The sequence below is a fragment of the Streptomyces sp. NPDC002787 genome, assembly GCF_053592095.1.
This window is the reverse complement of sequence record NZ_JBSFVC010000038.1, coordinates 28,449-47,404: the sequence shown is the minus strand read 5'-3', so window position 1 is coordinate 47,404 and position 18,956 is coordinate 28,449. Positions and strand designations below refer to the sequence as shown.

At 71.7% G+C, this 18,956-nt stretch carries 18 protein-coding genes; 9 read left to right on the top strand and 9 right to left on the bottom strand.

Translation table 11 applies throughout. The features are described from left to right. Positions 1 to 67: 67 nt before the first annotated feature. The gene (locus ACWD26_RS37640; protein ID WP_451277131.1) at positions 68 to 1,699 is read right to left on the bottom strand and encodes a carboxylesterase/lipase family protein; all 1,632 of its coding nucleotides are present in this window, start codon (positions 1,697 to 1,699) and stop codon (positions 68 to 70) included. 161 nt (positions 1,700 to 1,860) lie between these two features. Next, on the bottom strand, positions 1,861 to 2,313 hold the full coding sequence (locus ACWD26_RS37635) for a DUF4442 domain-containing protein (protein WP_451277129.1): 453 nt from the start codon (positions 2,311 to 2,313) through the stop codon (positions 1,861 to 1,863). Positions 2,314 to 2,527: 214 nt separating this feature from the next. On the opposite strand from ACWD26_RS37635, the gene ACWD26_RS37630 reads away from it, so the two are divergent. Beyond that, positions 2,528 to 3,577, top strand: a complete 1,050-nt coding sequence (locus ACWD26_RS37630; protein WP_451277127.1) for a hypothetical protein — start codon at positions 2,528 to 2,530, stop codon at positions 3,575 to 3,577. 212 nt (positions 3,578 to 3,789) lie between these two features. Next, positions 3,790 to 5,100 (top strand): MFS transporter, encoded by a 1,311-nt coding sequence (locus ACWD26_RS37625; protein ID WP_451277125.1) that lies wholly within the window; start codon positions 3,790 to 3,792, stop codon positions 5,098 to 5,100. On the opposite strand, the gene ACWD26_RS37620 is transcribed toward ACWD26_RS37625, so the two are convergent. Further along, a complete protein-coding gene (locus tag ACWD26_RS37620) occupies positions 5,062 to 5,907 on the bottom strand; it encodes a spermidine synthase (RefSeq protein WP_451277123.1) in 846 nt (281 codons plus the stop codon). The genes ACWD26_RS37625 and ACWD26_RS37620 overlap by 39 nt on opposite strands. 118 nt (positions 5,908 to 6,025) lie before the next feature. Further along, positions 6,026 to 7,195: an elongation factor Tu gene (gene tuf / locus ACWD26_RS37615; RefSeq protein WP_451277121.1), complete on the bottom strand. Its 1,170-nt coding sequence runs from the start codon at positions 7,193 to 7,195 to the stop codon at positions 6,026 to 6,028. Positions 7,196 to 7,709: 514 nt separating this feature from the next. On the opposite strand from tuf, the gene ACWD26_RS37610 reads away from it, so the two are divergent. Further along, complete coding sequence (locus ACWD26_RS37610; protein WP_451277119.1) at positions 7,710 to 8,492, top strand: TVP38/TMEM64 family protein; 783 nt, start codon at positions 7,710 to 7,712, stop codon at positions 8,490 to 8,492. Between the two features lie 339 nt (positions 8,493 to 8,831). On the opposite strand, the gene ACWD26_RS37605 is transcribed toward ACWD26_RS37610, so the two are convergent. Beyond that, positions 8,832 to 10,001: a thiolase family protein gene (locus tag ACWD26_RS37605; protein WP_451277117.1), complete on the bottom strand. Its 1,170-nt coding sequence runs from the start codon at positions 9,999 to 10,001 to the stop codon at positions 8,832 to 8,834. 93 nt (positions 10,002 to 10,094) lie between these two features. On the opposite strand from ACWD26_RS37605, the gene ACWD26_RS37600 reads away from it, so the two are divergent. Further along, entirely contained in the window at positions 10,095 to 10,562 is a 468-nt protein-coding gene (locus ACWD26_RS37600) for a winged helix-turn-helix transcriptional regulator (protein ID WP_451277115.1), read from the top strand. A gap of 103 nt (positions 10,563 to 10,665) precedes the next feature. Here the strand turns inward: ACWD26_RS37600 and ACWD26_RS37595 are convergent, their stop codons facing one another. From ACWD26_RS37595 to ACWD26_RS37585, 3 genes are read right to left on the bottom strand one after another with little or no spacing between them, the layout of a single operon-like run. Beyond that, a complete protein-coding gene (locus ACWD26_RS37595) occupies positions 10,666 to 11,379 on the bottom strand; it encodes a cupin domain-containing protein (protein WP_451277113.1) in 714 nt (237 codons plus the stop codon). Then, positions 11,373 to 12,308 (bottom strand): DUF6807 domain-containing protein, encoded by a 936-nt coding sequence (locus ACWD26_RS37590; protein ID WP_451277111.1) that lies wholly within the window; start codon positions 12,306 to 12,308, stop codon positions 11,373 to 11,375. Before ACWD26_RS37590 ends, ACWD26_RS37595 begins: the two co-directional genes overlap by 7 nt. After that, entirely contained in the window at positions 12,305 to 13,522 is a 1,218-nt protein-coding gene (locus ACWD26_RS37585; RefSeq protein WP_451277109.1) for a Gfo/Idh/MocA family protein, read from the bottom strand. Before ACWD26_RS37585 ends, ACWD26_RS37590 begins: the two co-directional genes overlap by 4 nt. Positions 13,523 to 13,867: 345 nt before the next feature. On the opposite strand from ACWD26_RS37585, the gene ACWD26_RS37580 reads away from it, so the two are divergent. From ACWD26_RS37580 to ACWD26_RS37570, 3 genes are all read left to right on the top strand, one after another. Beyond that, positions 13,868 to 14,743 carry an undecaprenyl-diphosphate phosphatase gene (locus tag ACWD26_RS37580; RefSeq protein ID WP_451277107.1) on the top strand — a complete coding sequence of 292 codons (876 nt, stop codon included), beginning with the start codon at positions 13,868 to 13,870 and terminating at the stop codon, positions 14,741 to 14,743. Positions 14,744 to 14,858: 115 nt separating this feature from the next. Beyond that, positions 14,859 to 15,038 carry a hypothetical protein gene (locus ACWD26_RS37575; protein WP_451277105.1) on the top strand — a complete coding sequence of 60 codons (180 nt, stop codon included), beginning with the start codon at positions 14,859 to 14,861 and terminating at the stop codon, positions 15,036 to 15,038. Next, on the top strand, positions 15,035 to 15,625 hold the full coding sequence (locus ACWD26_RS37570) for a chloramphenicol phosphotransferase CPT family protein (RefSeq protein ID WP_451277104.1): 591 nt from the start codon (positions 15,035 to 15,037) through the stop codon (positions 15,623 to 15,625). The genes ACWD26_RS37575 and ACWD26_RS37570 overlap by 4 nt, the downstream gene beginning before the upstream one ends. A 3-nt stretch (positions 15,626 to 15,628) precedes the next feature. Here the strand turns inward: ACWD26_RS37570 and ACWD26_RS37565 are convergent, their stop codons facing one another. After that, entirely contained in the window at positions 15,629 to 16,369 is a 741-nt protein-coding gene (locus ACWD26_RS37565; protein ID WP_451277102.1) for an SDR family NAD(P)-dependent oxidoreductase, read from the bottom strand. Between the two features lie 172 nt (positions 16,370 to 16,541). On the opposite strand from ACWD26_RS37565, the gene ACWD26_RS37560 reads away from it, so the two are divergent. Both ACWD26_RS37560 and ACWD26_RS37555 read left to right on the top strand, forming a co-directional pair. Then, a complete protein-coding gene (locus tag ACWD26_RS37560) occupies positions 16,542 to 17,513 on the top strand; it encodes an expansin EXLX1 family cellulose-binding protein (protein WP_451277100.1) in 972 nt (323 codons plus the stop codon). A gap of 196 nt (positions 17,514 to 17,709) precedes the next feature. Next, positions 17,710 to 18,954 (top strand): serine hydrolase domain-containing protein, encoded by a 1,245-nt coding sequence (locus ACWD26_RS37555; RefSeq protein ID WP_451277098.1) that lies wholly within the window; start codon positions 17,710 to 17,712, stop codon positions 18,952 to 18,954. Positions 18,955 to 18,956 lie beyond the last annotated feature (2 nt).

Below are 18,956 nucleotides of genomic sequence, written 5' to 3'. Positions count from 1 at the left end.
GTTCCTTCCCTGTAGCCGGATCTTGGCCCCCGGCGCGCGCTCACGACGGAGCGCGCGCCGGGGCAGCCTACCCGCTTACTCGGACGGCGACGGAGTTCTCCAGGTTGTCCCACAGGTCACACCGGTGCTCACCGTGCACGGCCGTGCTCAGCGCGTTGCCGCCCTGCGTGGCGGTCCGGAGGGTGAGCACTTTGCCACCCCCGGCCGGGATCGCGGGCTGGCCGGCCGCCCGCGGCACGCCGTCACGGATGAAGGAGCCCCAGTATTCGGTCATCTGGCGGGACAGTGCGCGCTGCTCGCCGTTCAGCGGTGCCTCCAGGCCGAAGTGCCGGAAGAGGTACTGCACCTCGTTGACGTGGGTGGCGCCGAAGTCGAAGTCGGTGTCCAGGTTCCGGAGGGAGGCGAAGGGCGGGGAGGTGCGGTCGGCGAACTCGTACGCGTACACCGGTCCGCGGCCGGCGAGGGTCCGGTTCAGCCGCAGCGCGGGGCAGGCGAAGCGCTGGTCGCCCTGGGCGGTGGCGTACGCGAGCGTCGGCGAGGGGTGGTCGGACAGCGGGTAGCGGGCGAGGGCGCGGTCGCCGAAGTCGGTCCGCATGACGTCCGGGTACCGCTGGGCCGTGAGCGGGGCGCCGGTCCCGTCGAAGCGGGCGAAGGCGAACAGACGGCCCTCGTCCTGGTTGGCGCCGTTGAGGACGGGCACCCCGGCCGCCGCGCCCGCGGCGTACGCCCGCGACGGCTGTACGGGCAGGAAGCCGCCGCCGGCGACGGGGCCCCAGGGCAGTCCGGCCTGGGCGGCGAGGATCTCCTCGGCCGGCTTGCCGCGCAGGCATGCCACGTCCGCGCAGTCGAGCCTGGCCAGGAACGTCTCGCCCTGCTCGACCGCCGCCTCATGGGTGCGGGCGGCGCAGTCGCCGTACGCGCCGCTCTGCACGATCCCGGCGCGGAAGAGGCCCTTCGCGGTCGGTGAGGCCATCTGGGTGCAGACCGAGCGGCCGCCCGCGGACTCGCCCGCGATGGTGACCCGGCCCGGATCGCCGCCGAAGCGGCCGATGTTGGACCGTACCCAGCGGAGGGCCGCTTGCTGGTCGAGCATCCCGAAGTTGCCGGAGACGCCGTCGCGTGTCTCGGCGTCGAGGCCGGCCGTGGCGAGGAAGCCCATGGCGCCGAGGCGGTAGTTGACGGTCACGACGACGGTGCCGGTGCGGCGGGCGAAGGTGTCCGGCACGATGTCCTCGCCGGCGCCCGCGGTGAGCCCGCCGCCGTGCAGCCAGACCATGACCGGGCGGCGTGCGCTGCCCTGCGGGGAGTAGACGTTGAGGTCCAGGCAGTCCTCGGTGTGGCTCGGCTGCTCGTAGCCGGGGTCCCAACTCGCCGTCTGCACACATCTGTCGCCGAACTCTCGGGCCTCGCGCACCCCTTGCCAGGGTCGGGCCGGCCGAGGTGCGGTCCAGCGGAGCTCGCCGACCGGCGGCTGGGCGTAGGGGATACCGAGGAACTGCCGCCCCTCGGCGGTGGTTTCACCGCGGACCCAGCCGACGTCGGTGCGGACGAGGGTGGGCTGCGGGGCGGCGGGGGTGGCGGCCCGCGCGGGTGCGGGGGCCGCCAGGGCTGTGGCGAAGGCGGCGGCGAAGGCGGTCGCCGCTAAGCCCAGGCGCCTGGGGAGGGTGGCGCCGAAACGCCGGGACACGGTTTCTGACATGAGCCGTCACTCCTTCGTGCAGGCCGTCGTGGTGAACCACGGGTGCGCGTGTCGGCGCGGAAACTAGGACCTCGAGTGACTCGTGTCAATGAGGTGAACGGATGGCCCTCGTCGCACCCCTGGGGGAGAGGAGGCGACGAGGGCCGGAGAGCGGGCTCGGTTCAGGCGTTGGGGCGCAGGGTCCAGACGACGGTCATCTCGCCGGTCACGGCTCCGTCGGCGCGCTGGAGGGCGATGGCCACGGGGAACTCGGGGCGCTGTCCGGCGTCGAGTTCGGCGACGACCTCGGCCACGGGGCGACCGAGCGTGGCGGTGGCCGTGACCGGGCCCATCGCGAGCTTCTTGTACGCGATCTCCGCGCTGACCGCGAGCGGCACGGCGCGGGAGAGCTGGTCCCCGAACGCGGCGAGCACGATCGCCCCGCTCGCCGACTCGCCCAGCGTGAACATCGCCCCGGCGTGCGGCCCGCCGACATGGTTGTGGAACTGGCCCTGGTCCGGCAGCGCCACCACGGCCTTCTCCGGCGTGGTCTCCAGGAACTCCAGGTTCAGGGTCCTGGCCATCGGCACCGTGGCGGCGAGCATCTCGCCGATCGACATCTGGTCTGCGCTCATACCCGGAGGTTACCCACGAGTAGCCATTTCTGACCAGGGACAGCGGTGTGATCGTCGTATCGCGACCACCCATACGGCCAGGCCAGGGGACGCACGGGACGGCGGGTCAAAAGTCGTCGCCCCGGGGTGTTTTGGAGCCGTTCGTCCCGACCGCAAAGTTGCTTCCTAAACTCCCGTGGCACCCCGCCCCCTGGCACATCTATGGTTACGAGCCATGTGGCCAGGACAGCAGCAGCCGCCCGGGGGCGAGCACCATCCGCAGCAGCCGAACCCGTACCAGCAGCCGGGGTACGACCAGTCGGGACAGCCGGGATACCAGCAACCGGGGTACCAGCAACCCAACCCCTACCAGCAGCCCGGATACCAGTCGACGGGCCAGCAGGCCCAGTACGGGCAGCAACCGCAGTGGGGCGCGCCGGCCCCCGCAGGTCCGCCGGTTACGTCGGGCGGAGGCGGCGGCAACCGGACGAAGCTGGTCGCGATCGTGGCGGCCACGGCCGTCGTCGTGGCGGCCGGTGTGACGGGCTTCCTGGTCCTCGGCGGCGACGGGGACAAGGACAAGAAGGAGACCCAGTCCGCGCCGTCGGTCTCCTCGTCGCCGACCGCGTCCGAGAGCACCGAGGACAACCCGCGCGGTGAGGAGGCCGGGGCGAAGCCGACCATCGAGGGCTGGAAGGTCGTCGTCAACCCGAAGTGGGGCACGGCCTTCGACGTGCCCGCCGAGTGGGAGGTCCAGTCGCCCGACACCTTCATCGGCTTCGAGGACAGTGAGAAGGGCGACGGGTCGGTCCTCATCGGCATGTCGGCGCCCGCCGTCCTCAAGGAGAACTGGTGCACGTCCGACGACAACAAGGACGGCAACGAGGAGTCGAGTTCCCTCGCCGCCGTGGGCACCAAGGGCCAGCAGGGCGCGAAGGGCGCCGACGACATCGCCCGCAACGACTCGGCGTGGTGGGTCTTCGGTGGCTACACCGACCAGAAGGACGCGTCCAAGAAGAAGATGACCGTCGGCAAGCCCGAGCCGTACACGACGGCGTCGGGCGTCGAGGGCAGTGTCGCGACCACGTACTCGACGGGCGTCGCCCAGAAGAACAAGTGCGACACCGACGGCAAGGCCACGACCTTCGCCTTCAAGAACTCGGCCGGTGACTTCGTCTCCTGGACCTTCCACGGCGCCAAGGACGTCAAGGACGAGGTCCCGGACGCGACGGTGAAGAAGATCCTCAGCACGGTACGCCTCTACGGCGACCCGACCGGCGGCTGAGCGTACCGGGTGCGGGGGCGGGGCCGGGGCCGGGCGGGTGAGGGAGCCGCCCGTTCCACGGCCCTCCGCCTCGGTCCCCCGGTGGCGTCCGGGCGTGACGTCGGTGGCCCCCGGCCACGGTCCGCCCGGGACCGTGTCCTCTTGGCCCGATCTGGCCGTATGCCCGGAGGAAACGGTTTGGCAGGAGGGCCGGGGGCGGCGATAGTCGGCAGGTGACGACTCCCGCCGCCTTCCGCCGCCCCGCCTGGGCAGGCCGCAACTACACCCTGCTGACGACGGCCGCGGTCGTCACCAACCTGGGCAGCCACGGCGCCCTGATCGCGGCCGCGTTCGCGGTCCTGGAGACGGGCGGCGACGGCGGGGACGTCGGTCTGGTCGCGGCGGCACGGACTCTGCCGCTCGTGCTGTTCCTGCTGATCGGCGGCGCCGTCGCGGACCGGCTGCCCCGGCACCACGTGATGGTCGCGGCGAACGCCCTCAACTGCCTGTCCCAGGCCGTCTTCGCGATGCTCGTGCTCACCGGCGAGGCCCACCTGTGGCAGATGATGCTGCTCTCCGCGCTCGGCGGCACCGGCCAGGCGTTCTTCAACCCGGCCGCCGAGGGCATGCTCCTGTCCTCGGTCACGGCCGAGCAGGCGGGTCGGGCCTTCGCGCTGTTCCGCTTCGCGTCGCAGGGCGCGACGATGAGCGGCGCGGCCCTCGGCGGGGTGCTCGTCGCGCTGATCGGCCCGGGCTGGGTGCTCGCGGTGGACGCGGCCGCGTTCGCCCTCGCCGGCGCCGTGCGCGCCTTCCTCGACGTGAGCCACATACCGGAGCGCGTCCCGGGTGGCGGCTTGCTCGCCGATCTCCGCGACGGCTGGCGGGAGTTCACCGGACGCACCTGGCTGTGGGCGATCGTGGTCCAGTTCTCCCTCGTGAACGCGGTCATCGTCGCCGCCGACGCGGTCTACGGCCCCCAGGTCGCCCGCGACAGCCTCGGCGGAGCCGGCCCCTGGGGCCTGGCGCTGGGCCTCTACGGGGCCGGCAACGCCGTCGGGGCGCTGCTCATGGCCCGCTGGAAGCCGCGCCGCCTCCTCCTCGTGGGCGTCCTGTGCGTCTTCCCGTTCGCCCTGCCCTCCGCCGCGCTCGCCGTGCCGGTGCCGATCGCCGTGCTGTGCCTCGCCATGTTCGTCAGCGGCCTGTCGATCGAGGTGTTCGGCGTCTCCTGGATGACCGCGCTGCACCAGGAGATCCCGGAGGACAAGCTGTCCAGGGTCTCCGCGTACGACTGGTTCGGCTCGGTGGCGATGGTGCCGCTCGCCGCCGCGCTGGCGGGCCCGGCGGAGAGCGCCTTCGGGCGTACGGCGGCCCTGTGGGGCTGCGCCGCGCTGTGCGTGGTGGCCACGGCGGCGGTGCTGTGCGTACGGGACGTACGGAACCTGACCCGGCACAGCAAGCCGGTTGCCCTGGCCAAGACCGGCGCCGAGCCCGACGCCGAGCCCGGCTCAGCCGATGCCGAAGGCCCCGTCGGGCGGCTCGGGTGACGGTACGGCGTCCTCCTCGCGCACGGGTGACGCGCCGCCGATGAAGTCGCGCAGCGCCGCCCCGTGTTCGACCCGTGCGGGGAAGGCATCGGCGGCGGTACGCCGGGCCAGCACGGCGACGTCGGGCGGCTGATGGGCGGCGACGAGAACGGCGTTGCCGAACCGCCGGCCGCGCAGCACCCCCGGCTCGGCGATCAGCACCAGTTCCTCGAACACCGTGGCGAGCGTGGCCAGTTGGGACCGCAGGAACGCGAACGGGGCGGCATCGGCCAGATTCGCCAGATACACCCCGTCCGCGCGCAGCACCCGCTCGACGGCCCGCGCGTATCCCACGGTCGTCAGATGCGCCGGAACGCGCGAGCCGCCGAACACGTCCCCGACGAGCACGTCGGCGGAGTCCGCCGGGGCCGCTTCCAGCCATTCCCTGGCGTCCGCGCCGTGCACCGCGATCCCCGCGTCACTAGGCAGCGGCAACTGCTCGACGACCAGGTCCGACAGCCCCCGGTCGTACTCGACGACGTCCTGTCGGGACCCCGGCCGGGTGGCGGCCACATACCTGGGCAGCGTGAGCGCGCCCCCACCGAGATGCAGTACGTCCAGCGCCCGCCCGGGCTCCGCCACCGTGTCCAGCACATGCCCGAGCCGCCGCGCGTACTCGAACTCCAGATGTGTGGGCTCGTCCAGATCGACGTACGACTGCGGCGCCCCGTCCACGGTCAACAGCCAGGCCCGCTCCCGATCGACATCGGGCATGAGCTTGGCGGTCCCCTGGTCGATGGCCCGGGACACGGGTATGGCGTCGTTCACGGCCCCATTGTGCCGGGTGAACCGCTTGGCCATGGAGCGGTGCGGCGCCCCGAGAGGAGCGCGGGGGACCGCGCGACCGGCCACGAACCGGCCCGCAGTCCCCCGCACACCGCACCCCCTACTGAACGGCCGTCACGGTCCCCGCTCCCACGGTCCGACCGCCCTCACGGATCGCGAACCCGAGACCCGCCTCCAACGGCACGTCACGACCCAGCTCGACCGCCATGGTGACCGTCTCCCCCGGCCTGGCCACCGCGGCCTCACCGAGGTCGATGTCCCCGACCACATCCGCCGTACGGATGTAGAACTGCGGACGGTAGCCACTCGACACAGCGGTCGTCCGACCGCCCTCCCGCGCCGACAGCACATACACCCGCGCCGTGAACCGCCGCCGGGGCTCCACACTGCCGGGCGCCGCCACGACATGCCCGCGCCGGACGGAGTCCCTCGGCACCCCGCGCAGCAGCAGCGCCACGTTGTCCCCGGCCTGCGCCTCCGACATGGGCTTGCCGAAGGTCTCCAGCCCGGTGACCACGGTCTCCACATCGGCGCCGAGCACCTCGACCCGGTCGCCCACATGGACGGTCCCCCGCTCGACGGCACCCGTGACGACGGTCCCCCGACCGGTGATGGTGAGGACGTTCTCCACGGACAACAGGAACGGCGCGTCCAGATACCGCTCCGGCATCGGGACGTAGGTGTCCACCGCGTCGAGCAGCGCGTCGACCGACGCCGTCCACCGCGGGTCCCCTTCGAGCGCCTTGAGCCCGGAGACCCGTACGACGGGTACGGAGTCGCCTCCGTAGCCGTGCTCGGTGAGCAGCTCGCGGACCTCCAGCTCGACGAGGTCGATGAGCTCCTCGTCGCCCGCGTCGGCCTTGTTGAGGGCGACCACGATGTGGTCGACCCCGACCTGCCGGGCCAGAAGCACGTGCTCGGCGGTCTGCGGCATGATCCCGTCGAGCGCGGAGACGACGAGGATCGCCCCGTCGAGCTGCGCGGCCCCGGTGACCATGTTCTTGACGTAGTCGGCGTGACCGGGCATGTCGACGTGCGCGTAGTGCCGGGTGTCGGTCTCGTACTCCACGTGCGCGATGTTGATGGTGATGCCGCGCGCCGCCTCCTCGGGGGCGCGGTCGATACGGTCGAACGGCACGAACGTGCCCGCCCCGCGCTCGGCGAGGACCTTGGTGATGGCGGCGGTCAGGGTGGTCTTGCCGTGGTCGACATGGCCCATCGTGCCGATGTTGAGATGCGGTTTCGTGCGGACGTAAGCCGTCTTGGACATGGGGGTACCTCGAAGTCTCTTCAGCGGTACTTCAGTGATGGCCCCGGCGCGACTACGGGCGCGGCCGGGACGGGGACCCCGAGGTCTTGCCGACCCTCCCCCTGCGGGGTCCGCCGGAATGTCCGGGAAGGGTCAGCTTCGGGCGCCGTCTGCGGCGGCCACGACGATCAGAAGGGCAGCCTTCGGGGCATCCGCGACTGTCGCGGATGCGGCGAGAACGAAGGCGTGCCGGAACATGACGTCGATCATCGTCGACGGGTCGGCCCGCGTCGAATGGTTTTCGGTACGGGCGAGTTCGGAGGTGAGGCCGAAGAGAGATGCTTCACAGGGAGGTGTGTGGGATGAACGGTCAGGCGACGCTGTGCGTGTTCCCGAAGACGCAGGCAGCACGGCTCGCGGCGCTCGTCGGGGCCCCGAGCACACTGTGCCCGACGAGCCCGCTGTTCCGCTTGCTGTGACCCCCGTGAGACGTTCCGTACGGCATACACATACATGGGTCGGTTACCGTCGTCGAATGCTCGATGCCACCACCCGCTCTGGGGGCACCGCCACGGTCCTTCCCCGGACCCCCGCCACGGAGCTCGCCGTCGCCGCACCAGTCGCCGTTCCAGCCGTGCCGCTGGGGCGTGCCGGCCGCTGGGGCAGAGTGCTGTTCTCGCCATGGGCGCGCTTCTCGCTGCTCGTCGCGCTGCTGGTGGGCGCCGTGTCGACGATGCTGTTGTTCGAGCCGCAGCGGCTGCTGGCGGACGGCTGGCCGCCCCAGCTGAGCGGCGCGGCGGCGGCGCTGGTGTTCACGGTGGCCTACGGGCTGTGCACGGTCGCCTTCGTCCCCCGGCCGATCCTGAACCTCGCGGCGGGCGCCCTCTTCGGCTCCCAACTGGGCCTGGCCTCGGCGCTCGCGGGCACGGTCCTCGGCGCCGGTATCGCCTTCGGCCTGGGCCGGATGCTCGGGCAGGACGCCCTGCGCCCCCTCCTCCGCCACCGCTGGCTCAAGTCGGCGGACGGCCAGCTCAGCCGCCACGGCTTCCGCTCGATGCTGGCGGCCCGCCTGTTCCCGGGAGTGCCCTTCTGGGCGGCCAACTACTGCGCGTCCGTCTCCCGCATGGGCTACCTCCCCTTCCTCCTGGCCACCGCCCTCGGCTCGATCCCCAACACCGCCGCCTACGCCGTGGCCGGCGCCCAGGCCTCGTCCCCGACCTCCCCGGCCTTCCTGATCGCCATGGCCTGCATCGCGATCCCGGCCTTGATCGGCGCGACAATCGCCTGGCGCAAACGCCACCACCTGCGAGCCCGCTGAGCCAGAGGGCCCTCCACACTTACGGGAAGACGAGCCGATGGGCACGACGGCCTGATGGCGACGACCGACCCACGGGGGCGACGGCCTCACGGGGGCAACGGCCTCACGGCGGTGACGGCCTCACGGGGGTGACGGACTCACGGACACGGCGGCCTCACGGGGGCGACGGACCGACGGGGGCGACGGACCCACGGGCGCGGCGGCCTCACGGGGGCAACAGCCTCACGGGGGACAGGCCCGCAGGGCCGTCCCCCAGGGGCGCGGGGAACTGCGCGACAAGCCCCCACCCACCCGCACCCGACCCACGACCTCCCCACCCACGACCTCCCCCGCCCCACCTCACACCGCTTCCAACACCATCGCGTTCGCCAGCCCACCCGCCTCACACATCGTCTGCAACCCATAGCGAGCGCCACGCTCCCGCATGGCGTGCACCAGCGTCGTCGTCAGCCGCACCCCACTCGCACCCAGCGGATGCCCCAGGGCGATGGCACCCCCATGGACGTTGACCTTGCCCAGATCGGCCCCCGTCTCCTGCTGCCAGGCGAGAACGACACTGGAGAACGCCTCGTTGACCTCGAAGAGATCGATGTCGTCGAGCCCCAGCCCCGCCCGGCGCAGCACCTTCTCGGTGGCCGGCACCACACCCGTGAGCATGAGCAGCGGGTCGGAGCCGGTGACGGCGAAGCTGTGCAGTCGGGCGAGCGGGCGCAGCCCGAGCCGGTCGGCGGTCTCCCCGGAGGCGATGAGCACGGCCGAGGCACCGTCGTTGATCGGGCTCGCGTTGCCCGCGGTGACGTTCCACTCGATCTGCGGGAACCGCTCGGCGAAGCCGGGGTCGAAGTAGGCGGGCTTGAGCCCGGCGAGGATCTCGGGCGTGCTGCCGGGCCGTACGCACTCGTCCCGCGACACCCCGTCCAAAGGCGCGACCTCGGCGTCGAAGAGGCCGCCGTCCCAGGCCGCCGCGGCCTTCCGATGGGACGACACCGCGAAGGCGTCCATCCGCTCGCGTCCGATCGACCACTTCGCGGCGATCAGCTCGGCGCTGATGCCCTGCGGCACGAGCCCCTCGGGGTAGCGGGCGGCGACACCCGGGCCGAACGGGTCCTTGCCCGGCGGCACGTTGGACCACATCGGCACCCGGCTCATCGACTCGACCCCGCAGGCGACGACCAGGTCGTACGCCCCGGCCATGACGCCCTGGGCCGCGAAGTGCACGGCCTGCTGCGAGGAGCCGCACTGCCGGTCGACCGTGGTCGCGGGCACCGTCTCCGGGAAGCCCGCCGAGAGGACGGCGTAGCGGGTGGTGTTCATGGCCTGCTCGCCGACCTGGTCGACGGTGCCGCCGATGACGTCGTCGACGAGCGCCGGGTCGATGCCCGTGCGGTTGACGAGGGTGCGCAGGGTGTGGGCGAGGAGTTCGACGGGGTGGACATGGGCGAGGGCTCCGCCGGGCTTGCCCTTGCCGATGGGGGTGCGTACGGCTTCGACGATCACGGCGTCACGCATGGGGCCGACCTCCACGACTACCAGTGAGTAGGAAAATCAAACTCACCATAGCTCGGTGAGTTGGAAAAGCAAACCCTCCCCTAGACTGGGCACATGCCCGCCTCCGGAGATCCGCGCCCCTGTTCCATCGCCGACACCCTGGCGATCGTCGGCGAGAAGTACTCCCTGCTGGTCCTGCGCGAGGTCTGCCTCGGCAACGGCCGCTTCGACCAGCTGGTCCGCAACATCGGGGCACCGCGCGACGTACTGGCGACGCGCCTCAAGCGGCTGGTGGACGCGGGCGTCCTGGACAAGCAGGTCTACAGCGAGCGCCCGCAGCGCTTCGAGTACCGGCCGACGCAGGCGGGCCTCGAACTGGAGCCGGTCCTGATGACGCTCATGGCGTGGGGCGACCGCCATCTCCGTGAAGACGACGATCGCCCCATGGTGATCGAGCACATCTGCGGCAACGAACTGATCCCGACGGTCACCTGCACGACCTGCGGCGGCGAGGTCCGCCACGAAAACCTCATGGCCCACCCGCAGTCCCCCGGCTGGTCGGTGAAGGGCCCGACGGGTTAAGCCCCGTCAGGGGCGCGGGGAACCACGCGACCAGCCGCACACGACCCGCAGCCGCCCCACCGCAGGTCCTCCCGGGCTCCGAGGCGCCCCTCGCGCCCCGGCCTCAGTCTCCCTTGTAGACGTCCAACCGCCCACACATCCCGAACTTCCCGTACGCCGAGGGCTCTTCGACCCGCACCACGGCGTCGGCCAGGTGAGACACGTCCCCCCGCTCCAACCGCCCCAGTTGCTCCCCGGTCGCGGCGGCGGCCGCCGACGCCCCTCGCTCCCACCGCGCCCGCCACTCCGCCAGCCGGGGCCGTACGAGCGCCGCGGCGGCCCGGTGGAAGGCGGCGAGCGGCTCGGGGCCGGACGCGTCGCGCAGCGCCCGGTAGCCCTCCAGCGCGAGGTCCCGCCGGGCCCGGGCGACGCGCTCCTGCTCCTCCTCCGGCGCGTCCACCGGGATGCGGGTGGCGGCGGCGTAGGTCTCCGGGTCGGTCAGGTACTCGGGGGGCAGCGTGAGGACGGCGTCGCCCGCCTCCGGCAGCCCGCTGTTCTGCATCAGGACGGTGATGCGCAGGTCGTCCTCGTTGACCAGCCGGTGGATGGTGCCGGGCGTGAACCAGGCGACCGTTCCGGGCGCCAGCGGCGTGACCTCGAACCCGGAGGTCGTCAGCGTCTGCACCGCGCCGCGCCCCGCGGTGACGACGTACGCCTCCGAACAGGTCAGATGCATATGGGGGGTTCCGCCGCAGACCCCGTCCACGGCGGGCCAGTCGTACACGGACAGGTGCGAGACGGCGACCCCGCCCGGCAGCCCCTCGTAGCCGCTCACCACGGGTGCGCCTCCAGGTACTTGCCGATCTCCTCCCGCTCCCAGACCCCGTCCGCCACGACGACCCGGTAGCGACGGGTGAGCGTGTCCCCGGGAGCCAGCGCGAGCTCCTCGAAGAACGCCCAGGAGGGGGCGACGGCGGCGAACGGCTCGTTGCGGACGAACCAGTGGGCGGGGTGGGTGCCGCCGGCTCCCGCGTGGTCGTTCTCGGGCGCGTGCGCGAAGACGAGCGTGGCGTGCCCGTCGGTCCCGTCGTGCTCGCCCGAGTACGCCAGCCAGGGCGCCTGCTCGCCCATCAGCTCCGGCCCCTCGGCGTCGGGCCCGATGATCCGCCCGTCCCGGAAGGCACGCGGACCGCGCCAGAACAGGCCCGTGTAGCCGGCCATCTCCCGTCCGGCGGTGGTGGGGCTGCCGAACAGCAGCGGCTCCTCCCGGCGGTTGGTGATCGCGCTCGTCCAGGTCAGCGCCCAGGAGCCCGACTGCGTGTCCACGTCGTGGATCTCGATCCGGCGCTCCTCGTCGGCCCACAGCTCCCCGGTGTACGGGTGCCAGGTCAGACGCTCGGCGATGAGGACCCGCTCCCCGTCCGACTCGACGACGTCGAAGCCGGCATGCGCCATCGAGCCGACCCGCTCCGGGATCGGCAGATAACCCTCGCCGTGCACATACGAGTTGCCGCCCCACAGGTTCTGCCCCGACAGGTGCGACGCCGTCAGCTGCAGCCCCTTGTGCCAGCGGTGGTCGTTGGGCCGGTAGTCGGTGACGACGTCCCCGGCCAGCGTCCGGATGGGGTGCAGATAGGGCTTCGGGGCCTCCCAGGCGGCCTCCGGCCGGTAGACGTAGCTCAACAGCTCGACGCCGGTGGTGGCCTCGGTGACCGTGATCCGGTCACCGTGGGCGTGGACCACGCGCAGCCCGTCGTGGAAGGTCATGCGGTGATCTCCTCGGTCGCGTCGGCGGATGCCTGGGTGGGTGCGGGCGCCCAGCCGGGGGCGCCCCCGTGCATGGCCGCGTAGTACGGGTCCCCGGGCCCGATCTCCCCACGCCGTACGGTCGTGTCCGTGAACGCCGACTTGTACAGGGCGGCGATCAGCTCCAGGCTCGTACGCCCGTCGGCGCCGCTGCTGCGCGGCCGCTCACCCGCGCGCATGCTCGCCACGAGCTCGCGCAGCTGCGCCAGGTGCGAGCTGGGCACGTCCTCGCCGAAGTCCCGCCAGGCCGCCGCGTCCGCGTCCGGGGTGCCCGGGGCGGGGGTGATGGACCAGTTGGCGTTGGAGTGGCCGTACAGATGGGTCAGTTCGACGGTGGCGCGCTCGCAGTCGATGCGGATGCGGCTGACCTCGTCGGGGCTGAGGACGCTGTTGACGACGGTGGCCAGGGCGCCGCTCTCGAAGCGGACGAGGGCCGTCGAGACGTCCTCGGTCTCCACGTCGTGGACCAGGCGGCCGGCCATCGCCCGGACCTCGCTCCACGGGCCGAGCAGATCGAGCAGCAGATCCATCTGGTGGATGCCGTGTCCCATGGCGGGCCCGCCGCCCTCGGTCTGCCACCGTCCGCGCCAGGGCACGGCGTAGTAGGCGGTGTCCCGGTACCAGGTGGTCTGGCAGTGCGCCACGAGCGGACGTCCGAGACCCTGCTCGGCGATCAGCCGCCGTACATGCCGCGAGCCGGAACCGAAACGGTGCTGGAAGACGATCGAGGCGTACGGCCCCCCGGTCTCCGCGCCCTCCTCCGCCTCGACGGCGTCGAAGTCGGCGAGCGTGGGTACCGGGGGCTTCTCGCACCACACCCAGGCGCCGGCCCGCAGCGCGGCGATCGTCTGGTCGCGGTGCAGGGTGGGCGGGGTGCAGACGCTGACCAGGTCGGGCCGCTGCTCCGCCAGCATGCGGTCCAGGTCGGTGTAGGCGTGGGGGATGCCGTGCTCGGCGCAGAACTTCGCCACCGCGTCGGCGTCGATGTCGACCGCCGCGACGACCTCGGTCTCGCCCTCCTCGGCGAGCCGCGCGAGCGCGGGCAGGTGGGAGCCGCCGCCGATGGCGCCGATGCCGATGATCGCGGCGCGGACGCGGCGGCCGGCCAGGGGGGCCGGGGCACGGTTCGGCAGGTGGTCCGGAGTCGGGCTCGGGTCGCTGCTGGGTGTGGGCATGGACGTGATCAGCACTCCATCGAACGTGACGTCGGACGTTGGCCAACGCCTGGTGGCGGGGGCTCCGGCGGAACGGCGACCCTCGCAACGGCAAGCGCTTTCCCTCGCCAGCAACGTATGTGCGGACATAGTGACTGGTCAACACCACGGATCCGGCCGTTCCACGCCTCGGAACGGCCTGCGCGCCTCTCCTCGACGCGTCCCCCGTCCGGTCCTGCGAAACCCCTGTGACAGCGCTGTCCCCAAGGGGCGCTAGGCTGCCTCCAGCACCTGTGATCACCCGCCCCGCGGCGCGGCACGTCTTCCGTCGGCCCTCCACGATCAGCGCTTGGACCACGTAACTTCATGTCTTGGTTTGAATCCCTCATCCTCGGACTCGTCCAGGGGCTGACCGAATTCCTCCCCATCTCCTCCAGCGCGCACCTGCGCCTGACGGCGGCCTTCTCCGGCTGGGAGGACCCGGGAGCGGCCTTCACCGCGATCACCCAGATCGGCACCGAGGCCGCCGTGCTGATCTACTTCCGCAAGGACATCGCCAACATCATCTCGGCGTGGTCCCGCTCCCTGTTCAACAAGGAGATGCGCAGCGACCACGACGCGCAGATGGGCTGGCTGGTCATCGTCGGCTCCATCCCTATCGGCGTGCTCGGTGTGACCCTCAAGGACCAGATCGAGGGCCCGTTCCGCGATCTGCGCATCACGGCGACCATGCTGATCGTCATGGGCATCGTCCTGGGCGTCGCGGACCGCCTGGCCGCGCGCGACGAGACCGGCGGCAAGCACCGCGCCATCAAGGAGCGCAAGAGCCTCGAACAGCTCAGCATCAAGGACGGTCTCATCTTCGGCCTCTGCCAGGCCATGGCCCTCGTCCCCGGCGTCTCCCGCTCCGGCGCCACGATCAGCGGCGGCCTGCTCATGGGCTACAAGCGCGAGGCCGCGGCCCGCTACTCCTTCCTCCTCGCCATCCCGGCCGTGATCGCCTCGGGCGGCTACGAACTCAAGGACGCGATGGAGGGCGGCCACGTCTCCTGGGGCCCGACGATCTTCGCCACGGTCATCGCCTTCTTCGTCGGCTACGCGGTCATCGCCTGGTTCATGAAATTCATTTCCACCAAGAGCTTCATGCCCTTCGTCTGGTACCGCATCGCTCTCGGCATCGTCATCATCGTCCTGGTCTCCATGGGCACGCTGAGCCCGCACGCGGGCGAGTCGGGCGGCTGAACGGGGCGCGGGCCGGACGGCCCGCGCCGCCCAACTCCCTTCAGTGACCAAGCACATACGGCATCCGTAGCCGCCCAGTAGCGCACTGTCAGTCCTGGCGCCTACTCTTGTCCGCATGTCCCCCGATTCCATCACCCGTGGTTCCGTGCGGTCTGCCGCCGACTTGAACGACCAGATCCGAGCGCTGTGGCGGCGTGCAGGCGGGTCCCTGTCGACACAGGAGCGCGCGGAGTACGAGCTGCTGGTCGTGGAGTGGGCGGCGGCGATCCGTGGAGACGTGATCGAGGCCGCGTGACCCGCCCCGGGCAGGGCCCCCACGACCAGAACCGCACCTCCGGCGGGCTGATCATCCTCCTGAACGGCACATCCAGTTCGGGAAAGTCGAGTATCGCCAAGGAACTGCTCCGCATCCTCGACGAGCCGTACTTCCACATCCCGGTCGACGCGTTCCACGCCATGCGTACGCGCCAGGAGATGCCGCCGGACCGGCTCACCACCGTGCTGCACAACACCTGGCGGGGCTACCACCGCGCGATCGCCGGCATGGCCGCGGGGGGCAACAACGTCGTCATGGACCACGTCCTGAGCGAGGAATGGCGGCTGCGGGACTGTCTCGACCTCTTCGTGCCGCACGACGTCGTGTTCGTCGGCGTGCACTGCCCCCGCCCCGAGCTCGAACGACGTGAGCGCGAGCGGGGCGACCGGCCTTCGGGCCTGGCCGCACGGCAGTTGGGGCAGGTGCATGCGCACGGGCTCTACGACATCGAGTGCGACACGAGCCAGGCCGATCCACTCCCATGTGCGCTGCGCATCAAGGAGTTCCTGACCGACCGGCCCACGCCGACCGCCTTCCAGCGACTGGTCGGCACAAGGCCGGGATGAGGGTCAGCGGCCGCCTGCCACTCGGAGTACCGCTCCCGTGGTGTACGAGGCCTCCGGGGACATGAGCCAGGCGATGGCCGAGGCGATCTCGTCGGCGCGGCCGGGGCGGCGGAGGGGGACGGAGGCGGCGATGCGGTCGGGCCGTTCCGGGTCCCCCATCCTCGCGTGGATCTCGGTGTCGATCACCCCGGGAGCGACCGCGTTGACCCGGATGCCGTCCGGCCCGACCTCCTTCGCCAGCCCCGTCGTCAGCGTGTCGACCGCGGCCTTGGTCGCCGCGTAGTGGACGTACTCACCCGGGCTGCCCAGCGTGGCCGCCGCCGAGGACACGTTCACGATGACGCCGCTCCCCCAGGCCGCCATCACCTTGGCCGCCCGGCGCGAACACAGCAGCACGCCGAGGAGGTTGACCTCCACCACCCGCCGCAGCACATCCGTCTCGGTGTCCGCCAGCCTCCCGAACGGGCCCGTCACCCCGGCGTTGTTGACCAGCCCCGTCACCGGCCCGAGCCGGTCCGCCGCCGTCTCGAACAGCCGGTCCACGTCGGCCTCCACCGAGGTGTCCGCCTTGACCGTGACACAGCGCGCCCCGTTGGCCCGTACTCCGGTCGCGATCCACTCGGCGGCCGCCCCGTCGTTCACATACCCCACGACCACGTCGTGGCCGTCGGCCGCGAGCCGCAGGCAGGTCGCGGCACCGATCCCCCGGCTCCCACCCGTGACCACGGTGACCGGACGTTTCATCCCAACCTCCCAGACGGGGCAACCATTCCGGCCCCAGCGGCAACCAGTGAGTGGGAAGCTCCTTTCACACGAGCCCCACATGAACCACCTATTTCCCGAACCACCTTTGTCCCGAACCAGGTTCCTCCCGAACCGCCTTCTCCGAACCACGCACGGACCTAAGGACTTGACCGTGGCAGCCCGTTCCCACCGCTCCTCCCGCCGGCCCGAGCCCAAGCGGCGCACCGCCCTCATATCCGTCGCCGCCGTGGCAGCCGTCGGGCTCGCCGCGTCCCTCGCCATGGCCTTCGGCCCCGACCGCGAGACCGACGCCGAGGCAGTCGGGACGGCAGGGTCCCCACCCGTGGCGACCGCCCCCCGGCCGACCGAGCCCCCCGCGACACCGGAGCGGAAGCCCTCCACGGCGCCGAAGTCCCCGACCGCCTCTGCGCCCACGACCACCCCGGCGGCGACCCCGACCACCGCTCCCGCCACCGAGCCGTCGCCCGTCGCCACCCGTCAGGCGGGGTCCTCCTCGGCGCAGTTGGCGGGACGGATCCGGCCCGGCGTCGACTACGAAGGAGTCGCCACGTTCTACGACGCCGGAACGGGCGAGGGCGGCGCCTGCTCGTTCGGCCCGACCGACGACGTGCTGACCGCGGCGATGAACACCACCGACTACGAGGTCTCCCAGGCCTGCGGAGCGTACGTACGGGTCCGCGCGGCGGGCGGCGCCTCCGTCACGGTCCGGATCACCAACGAATGTCCGTCGCCCTGCAAGCCCGGTCAACTCGACCTCAGCGCCCAGGCCTTCGCCAAGCTCGCCGCCCCTTCACGCGGTGAGATTCCGATCACCTGGAGCCTGCTGAGCCCCGACACCTCCGACAAGCTCTCGATCCGCTACAAGACCGGGTCCAGCCAGTACTGGTGCGGCCTCCAGGTGATCGGCCACCGGAACCCGGTCGCGAGACTTGAGGTCCGCGACGGCGGCGGCTGGACCAAGCTGCCCCGCACCGAGTACAACTACTTCCTCTCCGAGCAGGGCGGCGGGTGCGGCGGCGCCATCCGGATCACCGACATCTACGGGGAGCAGCTGACCGTCGACGGGATCGCGGTGCGGCCCGACGTCGTGCAACCGACCAGGGTCCAGTTCGCCGCACACTGACCGCACACCGACCAGGCCACCGACCACATACTGCCCACGCCACCGAGCCGCCTCCACCGGAGGCGGCTCGTGATCCCGATCGGCCGGATGCGGATCGTGTTGCCGATCGGCCGGACAGAGCAAGCGCGCGAGCGCGTCACCGCGGTCCGGCCAATGCTGAGGGTGCCCCTGCCCCACCGACCATCCGGGGACCCTCATGCCACCCACGCCCACCTCTCACCCGCGAAGCCACATCCACACCCACACCAGCACGCGCACTCGACCTCTTGCCCGCCTCCGCCTCTCCCTCGTCGCCCTGCTCGGCGCCTCCTGCCTCGGCGGCCTGCTCCTCGCCCCGGCGGCCGGCGCCGCTGCCGACAGCGGTTCCGACGGCGGGAGCGAGCGTGCCCTGCAACGGCAGCTCGAAGAGCTGGTCAGCACACCCGGAGGGCCGCCGGGTGTGATCGTCGTACTGCAACGGGGTGACAGGCAGCGAGTCCTGCGCGCCGGTGTCGCCGACCTGGCGACGGGTCGCCCGATCGAACCCACCGACCACATGCGGATCGCCAGTACGGCGAAGGCGTTCAGCGGGGCCGTCGCACTGCGTCTGGTGCAGCAGAGGACGCTCAGCCTCGACAGCACCATCGGCCGCACCCTGCCCCAGCTGCCGCCCGCCTGGCACTCGGTCACCCTGCGCCAGCTGCTCAACCACACCAGCGGACTGCCCGACTACTCCGAGGACCCGGAGTTCCTGGAACTGCTCCTGGCGGACCCGCGCCGCGTCTTCGACCCCCGCCGACTGCTGGACTTCGTCGCGGACGAACCGCTGCGCTTCCCCCCGGGCTCCCGGTACCAGTACTCCAACTCCGACAACATCGCCGTCGCGCTGATGGCGGAGGCGGTGACCCGCACGCGCTACGAGGAGTTGCTGAGCCGGATCGTCTACCGACCGCTCGGCCTGCGCGACACCAGCCTTCCCCTGGGTCATGAGATACCGGAGCCGTACATGCACGGGTACGACGTCGAGCCGCCCGCGCCGCCGGAGGACGTCAGCGAGTTGATCAGCGCGTCCGGTGTGTGGGCCTCGGGCGGAATCGTCTCCACGCCGCGTGACATGACGCGGTTCATCCGCGCCTACGCGGCGGGAAGACTGACGTCGAGAGAGGTGCTGCGCGAGCAGCGCCGCTGGATCGAGGGGGCGTCCGAACCGGCCGGCCCCGGCCGCAACTCCGCGGGACTCGCCATCTTCCGCTACGAGACCCGGTGCGGGGTGGTGCTCGGGCACACCGGGAACTTCCCCGGATACACCCAGCTGATCGCCGCGACCCCCGACGGCCGGAAGTCCCTCACCTTCTCCCTCACCACCCAGGTGAACAGGACACTCGAGCCCGACCTCGTGGAAAGGCTCCGCACGATCGAGGAGAACGCGGTCTGCACACTGCTCGGCCGACGCCAGGGCTGACC

Coding starts and splice junctions, on each gene's coding strand:
- ACWD26_RS37640 (WP_451277131.1), bottom strand. CDS start 1,699: ATGTCAGAAACCGTGTCCCGGCGTTTCGGCGCCACCCTCCCCAGGCGC.
- ACWD26_RS37585 (WP_451277109.1), bottom strand. CDS start 13,522: ATGCCCACACCCAGCAGCGACCCGAGCCCGACTCCGGACCACCTGCCG.
- ACWD26_RS37605 (WP_451277117.1), bottom strand. CDS start 10,001: ATGCGTGACGCCGTGATCGTCGAAGCCGTACGCACCCCCATCGGCAAG.
- ACWD26_RS37575 (WP_451277105.1), top strand. CDS start 14,859: ATGTCCCCCGATTCCATCACCCGTGGTTCCGTGCGGTCTGCCGCCGAC.
- ACWD26_RS37555 (WP_451277098.1), top strand. CDS start 17,710: ATGCCACCCACGCCCACCTCTCACCCGCGAAGCCACATCCACACCCAC.
- ACWD26_RS37580 (WP_451277107.1), top strand. CDS start 13,868: ATGTCTTGGTTTGAATCCCTCATCCTCGGACTCGTCCAGGGGCTGACC.
- ACWD26_RS37600 (WP_451277115.1), top strand. CDS start 10,095: ATGCCCGCCTCCGGAGATCCGCGCCCCTGTTCCATCGCCGACACCCTG.
- ACWD26_RS37630 (WP_451277127.1), top strand. CDS start 2,528: ATGTGGCCAGGACAGCAGCAGCCGCCCGGGGGCGAGCACCATCCGCAG.
- ACWD26_RS37590 (WP_451277111.1), bottom strand. CDS start 12,308: ATGACCTTCCACGACGGGCTGCGCGTGGTCCACGCCCACGGTGACCGG.
- ACWD26_RS37635 (WP_451277129.1), bottom strand. CDS start 2,313: ATGAGCGCAGACCAGATGTCGATCGGCGAGATGCTCGCCGCCACGGTG.
- tuf (WP_451277121.1), bottom strand. CDS start 7,195: ATGTCCAAGACGGCTTACGTCCGCACGAAACCGCATCTCAACATCGGC.
- ACWD26_RS37610 (WP_451277119.1), top strand. CDS start 7,710: ATGCTCGATGCCACCACCCGCTCTGGGGGCACCGCCACGGTCCTTCCC.
- ACWD26_RS37565 (WP_451277102.1), bottom strand. CDS start 16,369: ATGAAACGTCCGGTCACCGTGGTCACGGGTGGGAGCCGGGGGATCGGT.